Origin of the sequence: Nocardioides sp. (genome assembly GCF_036401255.1) — a bacterium.
In the GTDB taxonomy this organism is placed as follows: Bacteria; Actinomycetota; Actinomycetes; order Propionibacteriales; family Nocardioidaceae; genus Nocardioides.
On the sequence record NZ_DASWVI010000384.1, the window covers coordinates 1 to 13392 of the forward strand.

The 13392-nt window shown below is 72.4% G+C and carries 13 protein-coding genes; 1 reads left to right on the forward strand and 12 read right to left on the reverse strand.

What is annotated here, in order from left to right:
* The 9 genes from VGD85_RS17940 to VGD85_RS17980 all read right to left on the reverse strand — a co-directional run.
* A partial coding sequence (locus VGD85_RS17940) for a response regulator (protein ID WP_331064799.1) occupies positions 1-1908 on the reverse strand: 1908 nt, incomplete at its 3' end.
* Positions 1905-2282 carry an STAS/SEC14 domain-containing protein gene (locus VGD85_RS17945; RefSeq protein ID WP_331064800.1) on the reverse strand — a complete coding sequence of 126 codons (378 nt, stop codon included), beginning with the start codon at positions 2280-2282 and terminating at the stop codon, positions 1905-1907. The genes VGD85_RS17940 and VGD85_RS17945, both read right to left, overlap by 4 nt.
* 89 nt (positions 2283-2371) lie before the next feature.
* The gene (locus VGD85_RS17950) at positions 2372-3016 is read right to left on the reverse strand and encodes a flavin reductase family protein (protein ID WP_331064801.1); all 645 of its coding nucleotides are present in this window, start codon (positions 3014-3016) and stop codon (positions 2372-2374) included.
* Between the two features lie 28 nt (positions 3017-3044).
* Positions 3045-3950, reverse strand: coding sequence for an iron-dependent extradiol dioxygenase HsaC (gene hsaC, locus VGD85_RS17955; RefSeq protein ID WP_331064802.1), 906 nt, complete (start codon positions 3948-3950; stop codon positions 3045-3047).
* Positions 3947-4840 carry a 4,5:9,10-diseco-3-hydroxy-5,9,17-trioxoandrosta-1(10),2-diene-4-oate hydrolase gene (gene hsaD, locus VGD85_RS17960; RefSeq protein ID WP_331064803.1) on the reverse strand — a complete coding sequence of 298 codons (894 nt, stop codon included), beginning with the start codon at positions 4838-4840 and terminating at the stop codon, positions 3947-3949. Before hsaD ends, hsaC begins: the two co-directional genes overlap by 4 nt.
* A gap of 3 nt (positions 4841-4843) precedes the next feature.
* Positions 4844-6010 (reverse strand): 3-hydroxy-9,10-secoandrosta-1,3,5(10)-triene-9,17-dione monooxygenase oxygenase subunit, encoded by a 1167-nt coding sequence (hsaA, locus tag VGD85_RS17965; RefSeq protein ID WP_331064804.1) that lies wholly within the window; start codon positions 6008-6010, stop codon positions 4844-4846.
* A gap of 151 nt (positions 6011-6161) precedes the next feature.
* Positions 6162-6383, reverse strand: a complete 222-nt coding sequence (locus VGD85_RS17970; protein ID WP_331064805.1) for a hypothetical protein — start codon at positions 6381-6383, stop codon at positions 6162-6164.
* A 129-nt stretch (positions 6384-6512) separates the two neighbouring features.
* Positions 6513-8393, reverse strand: coding sequence for a glycoside hydrolase family 3 protein (locus VGD85_RS17975; protein WP_331064806.1), 1881 nt, complete (start codon positions 8391-8393; stop codon positions 6513-6515).
* Positions 8390-10066: a formate--tetrahydrofolate ligase gene (locus VGD85_RS17980; RefSeq protein WP_331064807.1), complete on the reverse strand. Its 1677-nt coding sequence runs from the start codon at positions 10064-10066 to the stop codon at positions 8390-8392. The genes VGD85_RS17975 and VGD85_RS17980 overlap by 4 nt, the downstream gene beginning before the upstream one ends.
* A gap of 148 nt (positions 10067-10214) precedes the next feature.
* Here VGD85_RS17980 and VGD85_RS17985 point away from each other — a divergent pair, with 148 nt between their 5' ends.
* Positions 10215-11075 carry an alpha/beta hydrolase gene (locus VGD85_RS17985; RefSeq protein WP_331064808.1) on the forward strand — a complete coding sequence of 287 codons (861 nt, stop codon included), beginning with the start codon at positions 10215-10217 and terminating at the stop codon, positions 11073-11075.
* On the opposite strand, the gene dmpG is transcribed toward VGD85_RS17985, so the two are convergent.
* The 3 genes from dmpG to VGD85_RS18000 form a co-directional block, all read right to left on the reverse strand.
* Positions 11072-12163: a 4-hydroxy-2-oxovalerate aldolase gene (gene dmpG, locus VGD85_RS17990; RefSeq protein ID WP_331064809.1), complete on the reverse strand. Its 1092-nt coding sequence runs from the start codon at positions 12161-12163 to the stop codon at positions 11072-11074. The genes VGD85_RS17985 and dmpG overlap by 4 nt on opposite strands.
* A gap of 57 nt (positions 12164-12220) precedes the next feature.
* Positions 12221-13138, reverse strand: a complete 918-nt coding sequence (locus VGD85_RS17995; protein ID WP_331064810.1) for an acetaldehyde dehydrogenase (acetylating) — start codon at positions 13136-13138, stop codon at positions 12221-12223.
* 1 nt (position 13139) lies between these two features.
* A partial coding sequence (locus VGD85_RS18000) for a fumarylacetoacetate hydrolase family protein (protein ID WP_331064811.1) occupies positions 13140-13392 on the reverse strand: 253 nt, incomplete at its 5' end.

Consider the following 13392-nt stretch of genomic DNA (forward strand, 5'->3'; position numbering starts at 1 on the left):
CCGCTCGGGGTCGAGGACGGCGCGGTCGTCCACCGGGCCGTCCACCGGGCCGTCCACCGGGCCGTCCACCGGGCCGGCCGGCGGGTCGGCCGGCCGAGCGGAGCGAGACGACCTCCCGAACCGGTCGAGCACCGCCTCGAGCTCGGTCGGGTCGAGCGGCTTGGCCAAGAAGCCGTCCATGCCGGCCTCGCGGCACCGGGCCCGCTCCTCCCGGGTCGCCGCGGCCGTGAGGGCGACGATCGGCACGCGCGGTCCCGTGCCCTGCCGGCGGCGGATCTCCGCCGTCGCCGCGAACCCGTCCATCACCGGCATGTGGCGGTCCATGAGCACCACGGCGTAGTCCGCGGCCGCCACCGCCTCGACCGCCTCGGCGCCGTTGCTCGCGACGTCGGCCCGGAAGCCGAGCTCGGTGAGGTGGCCCTGGGCGACCATCTGGCTGATCGGGTTGTCCTCGACCACGAGCACGCGACCCCGGTCGCCCGGCGGCTCCGCCGGTGCCGCGGGTGCCGCGGGTGCCGCGGGTGTCGCGGGTGTCGCGGGCTCGGGGGTGGCGGCCGGCGTCGTGGGCAACAGCTCGAGCAGCAGGTCGAGCAGCGCCGAGCTGCGCACCGGCTTGCTCAGCACATGCTCGACGCCGGACCGCTCGAGCGCCGCGGCGTCGAGCTCGACACCCGAGGACAGGAGCACGATGCGGGTGTCGGCGAGGCTCGGATCGGCGGTGACCTGGCGGGCCAGCGCCAGCCCGTCGGCGCCGGGCAGGCTCAGGTCCAGCACCGCGACGGGGTACGGGTCGTCGGCTGCGCGGGCCGCGTGGAGCAGCGGCACCACGGCCCCGGGGTGACCGACCACGTCCGGGCGCAGGCCCCACTCGGCGAGCTGGGACTGCAGGACCAGCCGGTGGGTCGCGTTGTCGTCGACGACGAGCACCCGCTGGCCGTGCAGACGGTGCGGCTCGGGGCTGCGTCGCGGCTGCTCCGCCGCGACCGGCATCGGCACCTCGAACCAGAAGGTGCTGCCGCGGCCGGGGGCGCTCACGACCCCGATCGCCCCGCCCATCGCCTCGGTGAGGCTCTTGCAGATGGCCAGCCCCAGCCCGGTGCCGCCGTACCGGCGGGTCGTGGAGACGTCGGCCTGGGTGAAGGAGTCGAACAGCGTGCGCTGCGCCTCGGCGTCGATCCCGATACCGGTGTCGGTCACCTCGAAGCGGACGAGCAGGCGACGACCCTCCTGCCCGGCCACCCGGGCGGAGATGACGACCTCGCCACGCTCGGTGAACTTCACGGCGTTGGAGCCCAGGTTCAGCAGGATCTGGCGCAGCCGGGCCTGGTCGCCGACCAGCCGCTGGGGCACGTCGGACTCGCAGTGCGCGATCAGCTCCACGCCCTTCGCCGCGGCGGGCGTGCCGAGGATGCCGGCGACGCCCTCGACCAGCTGGCGCACGTCGAAGTCGCGGTGCTCGATCTCCACCATGCCCGCCTCGAGCTTGGAGAAGTCGAGGATGTCGTTGATCACCGCGAGCAGCGCCTCGCCGGCCTCCATCAGCCCCTCGGCGTAGCGCCGCTGCCCCGCGTCGAGCCCGGTCGTGAGCAGGAGGCCGCCGAGGCCGATCACGCCGTTGAGGGGCGTGCGGATCTCGTGGCTCATCGTCGCCAGGAACTCCGACTTCAGCCGCGAGGCCTCGACCGCCTGGTTGCGGGCGACCTCCAGCTCGGCCGTACGGGCCCGCACCCGCGCCTCGAGCTCCGCACGCTGGGCAGCCAGCTCCTCGGCCAGCATCTCGATCCCGACGACGACCGCCTCGAAGTCGTCGTCGAGCCCGGTCCGGTCGCCGCGCGCGTCGTAGTCGCCCTGGGCCAGTCGCGTGAGCAGGTCGATGACGACCTCGATGCCCGGGCGTGGGTCGGTCACGCCACGCTCCGGATCCAGTCGATCGCCTCGTCCTCCGCGGTGAACAGCCGCACCGGGATGGTGCCGCGCTTCATGCCCAGGAAGAAGTTCGCGAGCATCCGGGTGGCCGGCGAGCCCGCGAGCAGGGCGACCGCGAGGTAGTGCGCGTGGAGGTTGATGAAGAAGTGCCGCCCCTCCCGGTCGATCGAGGCGTTGGGGCGCAGGTCCACGAGCAGCCGGACCTTGCCGCGCCCCAGGTGCTGGACGTCACGGTCGACCTGCTGGGCGGTGGCCAGGTCGCAGCAGGCACCGGGCGCCCAGTCGATCCTCGCGATCTGCAGCTCGTCGTTCCACGAGACCTGGTAGCCCTTGTCCCCCGTGCCCGGCGCACCCATGTCGACCCTCCGACCCGACTTCCCCCGGCTCCGATGCTAGGCCACCGACCCGCAGCCGGGTGAGGGAACGCCCAGGGTGGCGGTCGTGCTCAGCGGTCGGTGGTGCGGTACTCGCCCCGGTAGAACAGCAACGGCTCCGTGACGGCCCCGTCGGGCGTCACCAGGTCGACGACGCGGCCGATGACGACGTAGTGGTCGCCGGCCTCGTGCACGGTGTGGATCGTGCAGTCGACGTGGGCCAGGGCCCCCTCGAGCATCGGGGACCCGGTGCCGGGCGACGGGATCCACTTCACCTCGGCGAACTTGTCGATGCCGCGGCTGGCCATCGTGTTGGAGAGCTCGGCCTGGTCGGCGGCGAGGAAGTTCACGCAGAACTTGCCGGAGCGCTGGATGAGCGGCCAGGCGCGGGAGGTCTTCGCGGGGATGAACAGCACCAGCGGCGGGTCGAGCGAGACGCTGGAGAAGGACTGGCAGGTCAGCCCCACCGGCTCGTCGCCGCTGACGCCGGTCACGACCGTGACACCGGAGCCGAAGCGCCCCAGCACGTCGCGGAACCGGCGGGCCGCGGCGACGGTCTCGGGGTCGTCGTGGACGGCGACGTCCTCGCCCGGGCGGAACTCGAAGTCCACGTCCTGGTCACCGAGCCAGGAGTTGATCAGCTCGGGACTCGGCCACGTCTCCCGGGCGTCCGGGCTCATCCCCTCCGGGATGTCGGGGTGGGGCTCCGCGGTCATGAGCACCAGTTTCCCACTCCGCCGCGAATCACTCACGGGCCCCGGCACCGAAGTCGTGGCCCCAGTAGGACACCGCGGTCGACTCTCGGGCCACCCAGCGGCTGTCGTCGACGGTGAGCCCGTCGGTGCCGAACTCGACGTCGAACCCGCCGGGCGACTTGACGTAGAACGAGATCATCTCGTCGTTCATGTGCCGCCCGAGCGTCGCCGAGAGCGGCGCTCCGTGCTTGCGGACCCGCTCCAGGGCGCGGCCCACGTCGTCGAGCTGGTCCACCTCGAGCATGATGTGGACGCACTTGGCGGGGTTCGGCATCGGCAGGAACGCCAGCGAGTGGTGCCGCGGGTTGACCCCCAGGAACCGCAGCCACACCTTCGAGCCGGGCTCCTTGCCGACGAACTCCCCGGGCATGCTCATCGAGTCGCGCAGCCGGAACCCGAGCACGTCGGTGTAGAAGCGCAGCGCCTCGACGTCGTCGAGCACCGGCACCACGATGTGGCCCATGCCCTGGTCGCCGGTGACGAACCTGGCGGCGTACGGCGTCACCACGGGGCGGGACTCGTAGGTGATGCCGTGGAACAGCTCGAAGACGTTGTCCCACGGGTCGCGGAACCGCACCATCTCCTGCACCCGGCGCTCGTCGAGCTCGGCCCGGGTGCCCTCCTCGAACTCCACCCCCGCCTTGGACAGGTGCTCGCGGGCCTCCTGGAGGGCCTGGTGGTCGGCGACCTCCCACCCGGTGGCGTCGAGCTGGTCGACGTCGGAGGGGAAAACCACGAGGCGCGCCGAGACCTGGTCGATGCGCCAGTACTGGTGGTCGGGGTCGGGGCCGCGCCCCTCGCCGAGGCCGAGCACCTTGCCGGCGAACGTCCGCCACCGATCGAGATCGGTGCTGGCCACGCGGACGTAGCCCATCGACTTGATCTCGATCGTCACGACCGGCTCCTCTCGACGTGGCGGGCGAGGAACGCGGTGGCGACCTCGGCGAACTCCTCGGCGGCCTCGATCTGGGCCCAGTGGCCGCAGTTGGGGAACACGTGCAGCTGCGCCTTGGGGATCAGCTTGAGCGCGGCCAGGGCGCCGTCGAGCGGGTTGACCCGGTCCTCGCGGCCCCAGGTGAGCAGCGTGTGCTTGCGCAGCCGGTGCGCCTCGCGCCAGAGCATCCCGTCCTCGGCGGTCTCGGGGTCCCAGAACGACATGCCCATCGCGCGCATCGCCTCCTGGGCCCCCGGCGCCGTGGCGTCGGCGTAGCGCTCCTCGACGAGCTCGTCGGTCACGAGCGACTGGTCGACCACCATCGTCGAGATGAACGCGCGGAGCTTCTCGCGGGTCGGGTCGGCGCCGAAGTCCATGAGCCGCTGCACGCCCTCGGTCGGGTCGGCGTGGAACAGGTTCAGCGAGAGGCCGCCAGGCCCCATCAGCACCAGCCGCCCGACGCGGTCGGGGTAGGTGAGCGCGAGCCGCATCGCCGTACCGCCGCCGAGGCTGTTGCCGAGCAGGTGCACGCGCTCGATGCCGAGCTCGTCGAGGAGCCGGACGACGTAGTCGGCCGCGTGCCGGTAGTAGTTGCCGACCACCGGGGGCTTGTCGGAGCCGCCGAACCCGGGCTGGTCGACGAGCAGGGTGCGGAACGTCGCGGCGAACGTCGGCAGCGCGCGGCCGAAGTTGGACCACGCCGAGGCGCCCGGACCGCCACCGTGCAGCATCACGAGCGGCAGGCCACCACCGACCTGGCCGGGCTGGGTGTCCGGACCGGCCTCGTAGTAGTTGAGGGTGATGTCCCCGGCCTTGGCGGAGTGCTGGACCGACTCCTTCGTGAGGCTCATCGATCAGTACATCCCCGGGTCGATCTTGTGGCCGAACTCGTGCGCGCCGTACATCTGCAGGGCCCGCTCGGGGTCGTTGGCGGCGTGCACGCGCCCGGCGTGGGCGTCGCGCCAGACGCGCTGCAGGTAGGTGCCGGTCGCGAGCGCCCGGCCGCCGGAGGCCTCGAACAGCGAGTCGATCGCGTCGATCGCACGCTGGGTGCCGAGCACCTGGTCGCGCCGGACCTTCAGGCGCAGCCCGAGCGGGATCTTCTCCCCCCGGGCCACGCAGGCCTGCTCCTCGCGGATGTTGTTGACCAGCAGCGCCCAGGCGGCGTCGATGTCGGAGGAGGCCTTGGCGATGCGGACCGCGGCGAACGGGTCGAGCGAGGCCTTCTCCCCCAGGTAGGCCGCGCGCACGCGCTTCTGCTGCATCTCGACGTGCTCGGCGTAGGCGCCCAGGGCCATGCCGATGATCGGCGTGGTGATGGTGCCGGTGAAGATCGAGTGGAACGGCAGCTTGTAGAGGTCGGAGGTGTTCTGCTCCTGGCCCGGGCCGTAGCAGCGGCCGGTGTCGCCCATCGACAGCGTGAAGTCCTCGGGCACGAACACGTCGTCGACCACGATGTCGTTGGAGCCGGTGCCGGACAGCCCGACGACGTTCCACACGTCGTTGATCGCGTAGTTCTCGCGGGGCACGAGGAACGTCTTGAAGTCCACGACCTGGCCCTCGCCGTTGAAGACGAGGCCGCCGAGCAGGACCCAGCTGCAGTGGTCGCAACCGGAGGAGAAGCTCCACTTGCCCGAGAGCGTGTAGCCGCCGTCGGTGACGACGGCCTTGCCCGTCGGGGCGTACGACGAGCTCACCCGGGTCGCTGTGTCGCTGCCCCAGACGGCCTGCTGGGCCGCGTCGGGGAACAGCGCGATCTGCCACGGGTGCACCCCGACCACGCTGGAGACCCAGCCGGTCGAGCCGCACACCCCCGCGATGTCGCGCACCGCGGTGTAGAAGTCGACGGGGTCGGCCTCGAGGCCGTCGAACCGGCGCGGCTGGAGCAGCCGGAAGAACCCGACCTCGTCCAGCTCCTTGATCGACGCCTCGGGGACGACGCGAAGTCGCTCGGCCTCGTCGGCCCGCTCCCGGAAGCCGGGCAGCAGGTCACGGACGCCGTCGAGAACAGCCTGGGACATCGCATCTCCTGTCACGTAGGACTACGGAGACGATACTAGAACACGTTCTCGTTTTGGTCGAGACGGATCCGGCACGAGCCGGCGAACGGGCCAGGAAGCAGGACGATCGGAGCGCGCTCGGCGCGCGGGGCGCTCGGGGCGATCAGGGCGCTCAGGGGCGGGCGATGCGGAAGGCGGGGTAGCCCAGCCCGGCGACGTACTCCAGGCTCCCGGCGTCGACGAGGTCCCACAGCGTCGCGATCACGTCACAGCGGTCGGCGTGCTGGTCGGCGACGGCGGTGAGCACCTCGCAGGGCGACCAGGCGCCGTTGCCGACCGCGGCGAGCACGGCTTCGGTGAGGGTGGCGGGGGCGATCAGCGTGCTGAGGGTCATGGCGGGTCCTGGTGGACGGGGGTGGGATTTCCTGACACCTCAAGCATCGGCGCTGCGGGCCGGAAACGTAGCGGCGGAAGGTCCCGACCTCGGGTGCCTTCGGTCCCCGACGTGCAGAAGTAGGTCCCGTCAGTAGCCCAAACCGTGGCCGAGCTCGTAGAGCTCGCCGGTCCCGGCGGGTCCCGGGATCGCGACCGGCAACCGGCCCGCCGGGTCGATCTCGCCATACAGCACCCGCACCAGCGACTCGACCTGTCCCGCGGTGTAGCCGTAGGTGTCCACGACCGTCGGCGCCTCCGGGAACGAGGCGACGTCGTAGGGGTTGCGCACGGCCACGACCACCACCGGGGTCCCGGTCGCGAGCAGCGCTCGCACGAGCTCGGTCTGGGCCGCCGCGGCGGCGGTGGGCTCCCCCGTCGTCGCATCACGGGCGTAGGCGTTGTTCGTCGTCACCACGACCAGGTCGGCGTCGCGGGCGGCCGTGGTCGCGTCGTCGACGGCCGTGGGCGTGGGTGTGGTGCCCGACTCGAGGACCTGGGTCGTCGCGCCCCGTGCGGCGAGCCCGGCGGCGAGCGCCTGCGTCGTGGTCGCTCCCCAGCCCGCGACCAGGACCCGGCGCGGGGCGGGTGCCAGCGGCAGCAGCCCGGACTCGTTGGCGAGCAGCGTCGTCGTGCGGTCGGTGATCGCCTGGGCGGCGGCCCGGTGGGCCGGCGCGCCCATCACCCGCGGGGCGGTGGCGGCGTCGACGTACGGGTCCGCGAACAGGCCCCGACGGACCTTGTGCAGCAGGATCCGGTAGACCGACGCGTCGAGGCGCCGGGCGCTGATGTCGCCGCGCCGGACCGCCGTGAGCACCGCGTGGTAGGCCGTGTCCAGGTCCGGCGGGATCAGCAGCTGGTCAGCGCCGGCGCGCAGCGCACGCACCGGGGCGACGTCCGGCGGGAACGTCTCCGTCGCACCGCCCATGTCGAGCGCATCGGTGACGATCAGCCCGTCGAAGCCGAGCTCGCGGCGCAGCAGACCGGTGAGGATCTTGTGCGACATCGTGGCCGGGACGCCCGGGTCGATCGCGGGCAGCACCACGTGGGCGGTCATGATCGTGTCGACGCCCGCGGCGATCGCGGCGCGGAACGGCGGCAGGTCGATCGCCTCGAGCTGCTCACGGCTGTGGGTCACCTCGGGCAGTCCGAAGTGGCTGTCCACGCCGGTGTCCCCGTGGCCCGGGAAGTGCTTGGCCACCGCCGAGACGCCACCGCGGTGGTAGCCGCGCACCTGCGCGGCCACCAGGTCGGAGACCAGGGCCGGGTCCGCGCCGACCGACCGGATCCCGATGACGGGGTTGTCGGGGTTGACGTTGACGTCGGCGACCGGCGCGTAGTCCTGGGTCACCCCGACCGCCGCGAGCTCGCGGCCGATCAACCGCGCGGAGCGTCGCGCATCGGCCGCCGACCCGCCGGCCCCGAGGGCACCCGCACCCAGCGCCATGTTGCCGGGCAGCTGCGTGGCGCCCGTCGCCGCGCCGAAGCGGGCCACCAGCGCCCCGCCCTCCTGGTCCACCGAGATCTGCAGCGGGATCCGGCCCGGGAGCGCCCGCGCCGCGGCCTGCAGCCCGTTGGACAGCGTCGCGACCTGGCCGGGCGAGCCGATGTTGTCGTCGCCGTTGCGGGTCGTGAAGTAGATGACCCCGCCGGGCTGGTACTTCGCGATCACCTGAGCCGGGGTGTCGACGCCGTAGAGCCGCTGGTTGACGGCCCTCGCCTCGTCGCTCACGTCCTGAGCGTCGCGACCGGCGACCTCGACGACGAACAGCTGCCCGACCTTCTGCTTGCGCGTCATCCGGTCCATGAGCGCGAGCACGCGCGCACGGTCGGAGCGCGCGGCGGCCTGTCGCCCCGGCTCCCGGTCGCCGGTGCCGGCGGCCGGCTCGGGGAGGTACGCCGCCAGGAGCACCAGCCCGGCGAGCGCTGCGCGCAGCGTCGCCGGCCCGAGCCTCCTGGGTGCGCGGCTCACGAGAGGCCGATGATGCTTCCGTCGTCGGCGAGGTCGATCCGGTTCGCCGCCGGGTGCGTGGGCAGGCCGGGCATCGTCATCATGTCGCCGCAGATCACCACCACGAACCCCGCTCCCGCCGACAGCCGCACCTCACGGACCCGCAGCTCGTGCCCCGTGGGGGCGCCGAGCAGGCTCGGGTCGGTCGAGAAAGAGTACTGCGTCTTGGCGATGCAGACCGGGAGGTGCGCGAACCCGTCGCGCTCGATGCGCGCGAGCCGCTTGCGGGCCTTCCCGTCCCAGGTGACCTGGCCGGCGCCGTACACGCGGCCGGCGACCGCCTCGACCTTCTCGGTCAGCGTGGCGTCGTCGGGATAGGTCAACGAGAACGACGAGGGCCGCGGCTCGTCGAGCACCTGCAGCACGCCCTTGGCGAGGTCCTCGGCACCCACCCCGCCGTCGGTGAAGTGCGTGGCCGCGTAGGCCGGCACGCCGTACCCCTCGGTCAGCTCGACGACCTTGGCGACCTCGAGGTCGGTGTCGCTCGGGAAGCGGTTGACCGCGACCACGCACGGGATCCCGTGCACCTCGCGGAGGTTGTCCAGGTGCCGGCGCAGGTTGACCATGCCGGCCTCGATCGCGCCGAGGTCCTCGGTCTCCAGGTCGGCCAGGGCGACGCCGCCGTGGTACTTCAGCGCCCGGACCGTGGCGACGACCACGGCGACGTCCGGGCGCAGCCCGGACATGCGGCACTTGATGTCCACGAACTTCTCGGCGCCCAGGTCGGCGCCGAAGCCCGCCTCGGTGACGACGTAGTCGGCCAGCCGGAGTCCGGCGCGGGTGGCCATCACCGAGCTGCAGCCGTGGGCGATGTTCGCGAACGGGCCGCCGTGCACGAACGCCGGAGCGCCCTCGAGGGTCTGGACCAGGTTCGGCGCGATCGCGTCGCGCAGCAGCACGGCCATCGCCCCGTCGGCCCCCAGGTCACGGGCGGTGACGGGCGCTCCGGCCCGCGAGTAGCCGATGACGATGTCGCCGATGCGGCGCTTGAGGTCGGCCCACGACTCGGTGAGGCAGAAGATCGCCATCAGCTCGGAGGCGACGACGATGTCGAAGCCGTCCTCGCGGGGGAAGCCGTTGAGCGGACCACCGAGACCGACGACGACCTCGCGCAGCGCGCGGTCGTTGGTGTCGAGGACCCGCTTCCAGGTCACGCTACGCACGTCGATGTCGAGCTCGTTGCCGTGGTGGACGTGGTTGTCGATCAGCGCGGCCAGCAGGTTGTTGGCGGCGGCGATCGCCGCGAAGTCGCCGGTGAAGTGCAGGTTGATGTCGGTCATCGGCACCACCTGGCTGTAGCCGCCACCCGCCGCCCCGCCCTTGAGCCCGAAGACCGGTCCCATCGAGGGCTCGCGCAGGCAGGCGACCGTCCGGTGCCCCATCCCGTGGAGCGCATCGGTCAGGCCGACCGACGCGGTGGTCTTGCCCTCCCCCGCCGGCGTCGGTGACAGCGCCGTCACCAGGATCAGCCGGCCCAGGGGCCGGTCCGCGAGCGAGGCCAGGTAGACCGGGTCCACCTTCGCCTTGTCGTGTCCGTACGGCACCAGGTGCTCGGTGGCGATGCCGAGCGACTCGGCGATCTCGGTGATCGGCCGCAGCGTGGCGGCAGTGGCGATCTCGATGTCCGACATCATTGTCGTGACTCCCTTCCTACCCTTCTCGCACGCTAACCCGATCGGGGCGGCCTGGAACGGGACCTTGGTCCCCGATCGCCGGGCCGGGACGTACTCCCCTGTCGCCCACGGCGCCGCCGTTCGACACTGGCCGTGCGGAGGTGGGTCGATGGACGGTCGACGCCGGACCGGCAGCGCCGCGGCACTGGCCACGGTGCTGGCCACGGTGCTGGCCACGGTCGTGCTCGCCACCTCCTGCGGGGGCGGCCCCTCTGGCCCGGGGGCGGCCGCACGTGCCGCGGACACCACCGTGACCTACGCACCGGGACTGACGATCGACCTCTACCTCCCGGCGACGACCGGCCGGGCACCGCTGGTCGTCCTGGTCCCGGGCGGCTCGTGGCAGACCGCGGACCCGACGGGCCTGGCGGGGCTCGCCGCCGGCCTGGCCGGACGGGGCATCGTCGCGGCCACGGCGCACCTGCGGGCAGCCTCCGACGACGTCGTCTATCCCGTGCCCGTCGAGGACGTGCTCTGCGCGGTCGCGAGCGCCGTCGCGAACGCCCGCGCGGCGGGCGTCAGCCCCGGGCCGGTGGCCGTGCTCGGCCACTCCTCGGGTGCCCACCTCGCGGCGCTCGCCGTCCTCGCCTTCGAGGACTACGACCCAGGCTGCTCCTCACCCGTCGTCGAGCCCGACGCCCTCGTCGGGCTCAGCGGCCCGTACGACGTCAGCCGGCTGCCCGGCGTCGCGGCGCCGCTCTTCGGCACCGAACCCGACGCGGACCGGGCGACCTGGCACGCGGCGAACCCGGTGCAGCGAGCCGCCCTGCGACCGGACGTTCCCGTGCTGCTGCTGCACGGCGAGGACGACGACGTGCTGCCGGTCGACTTCACCACGCAGTTCGCCGAGGCACTCGACGCCGCCGGTCACCCGACCACCGTCGAGCTGGTGCCGGGGACCGACCATCTCGGCATCTTCGCCGCCGACGTGGCGGTCGACCCGATCGTGGCGTGGCTGCGGTCGCGCTAGGAGTTCGCCGCCTCCTTGTCGGCCTGGGCCTTCAACATCAGCGCGATGTCGATGAGCTGGTCCTCCTGGCCGCCGATGAGCTTGCGGCGACCGGCCTCGAGCAGGATCTTCGCGCCGGAGACGCCGTAGCGGTCGGCGGCGTTGCCGGCGTGCTTGAGGAAGCTCGAGTACACCCCGGCGTACCCCATCATCAGCGTCATCCGGTCGAGCTGGCACTCCTCGGGCATCGCCGGCTTGATGACGTCCTCGGACGCGTCGACGATCTGGAGGAAGTCGACGCCGGTCGTCCAGCCGAGCTTGTCGCACACACCCACGAACGCCTCGAGCGGGGTGTTGCCGGCCCCGGCGCCGAAGCGCCGCACCGACCCGTCGATCTGGGTCGCGCCCGCGCGGGCGGCGATGATCGTGTTGGCGACGCCGAGCCCGAGGTTCTCGTGGCCGTGGAAGCCCACGTCGGCCTGGTCGCCGATCTCGGCGACCAGCGCGGCGACCCGGTCGGCGGTCTGCTCCATGATCAGCGCTCCGGCCGAGTCCACGACGTACACGCACTGGCAGCCGGCGTCGACCATGATCCGGGCCTGCTTGGCCAGCACCTCCGGCGGCTGGGTGTGGCTCATCATCAGGAACCCGACGGTCTCCAGACCGAGCTCGCGGGCCAGCCCGAAGTGCTGGATCGAGACGTCGGCCTCGGTGCAGTGCGTGGCGATCCGGCAGATCTGGCCGCCGTTGTCCTGCGCGGCGCGGATGTCGTCCTTGGTGCCGACGCCGGGCAGCATGAGGAACGCGATCTTCGCCCGCTTGGCCGTCTCGGCCGCGATCCGGATCAGCTCCTGCTCCCAGGTCTTGGAGAACCCGTAGTTGAACGACGATCCGCCGAGCCCGTCGCCGTGGGTCACCTCGATCACCGGCACGCCCGAGGCGTCGAGCGCCGCGACGATGTCGTGACACTCCTGCGCGGTGAACTGGTGTCGCTTGTGGTGCGACCCGTCCCGCAGGCACGTGTCCGTCAGGCGCAGGTCGAGGTCGCCCCAGGGCTCGGTGCCGTGGGTGCCGGACCAGGTGCGGGTCAGGGTGTTGAGGTCGTTCATCGGGCTGCCTTTCGGGTGCCGGGGTCTCGATACGCGGTCGCTCGTCCCTCGCGACCGCTACTCGACCACCGAGGAGAGGAGCGAGCGGGCGATGTTCTCGCCGACCTGCGTGGCGGCGGCGGTCATGATGTCGAGGTTGCCGGCGTACGGCGGCAGGTAGTCGCCCGCGCCCTCCACCTCGACGAACACCGAGACCTTCGTCCGGCCCTGCGTCGCGGGCGACGGGTCGTCGATCTGCGGCTCCTGGAGCAGCCGGTAGCCCGGGACGTACTCCTGGACCGCCTTCTCCATCGCGAACACCGACTGCACGATCGCGTCGCGGTCGGCATCGGGTGGGACCGCGCAGAAGATCGTGTCGCGCATGATCATCGGCGGCTCGGCCGGGTTGAGGATGATGATCGCCTTGCCGCGCTCCGCGCCGCCGATGCTCTCGACGCCGGCCGCCGTGGTGCGGGTGAACTCGTCGATGTTGGCCCGGGTGCCGGGGCCGGCGGACATGCTCGACACCGACGCGACGATCTCCGCATAGGACACCGTCGCGGCGCGGGAGACCGCGGCCACCATCGGGATCGTGGCCTGGCCGCCGCAGGTGATCATGTTGACGTTCATCGCGCCCCCGACACCGCAGTGCTGCTCGCCGTTGACCGGCGGGATCACCGCGGGGCCGACCGCGGCGGGTGTGAGGTCGATGGCGCGGATGCCGGCCTCCTCGTAGCGCGGGGCGTACTCGCGGTGCACGTAGGCCGAGGTCGCCTCGAAGATCAGGTCAGGCAGCTCGTCTCGCTTGAGCAGCCAGTCGACGCCCTCGTGGGTCGACTCGAGCCCCTGGGCCGCGGCGAGCTTGAGGCCCTCCGAGGACGGGTCGACGCCGATCATCCAGCGTGGCTCGATGAGGTCGCTGCGCAGCAGCTTGAACATCAGGTCGGTGCCGATGTTGCCCGGCCCCACGATGGCTGCGGTCGACTTGCTGGTCATCTCACTCCTCGAAGGTGACGCTGAGCGGCGCGAAGCCGCTGATGGTCGCGACGACCCGGTCGCCCGGGACGAACGGCACGAACGGGCCCAGGGCCCCGGACAGGATCAGGTGGCCGGCCCGCAGCGGGTCGCCGAAGCGGGCGGCCTGGACGGCCAGCCAGCGCAGCGCCTCGAGCGGGTCGCCGAGGCAGGCGGCGCCGGTGCCGGCCGAGCGCCCCTCGCCGTTGATCGTCAGCGACATGACGACCTCGCGC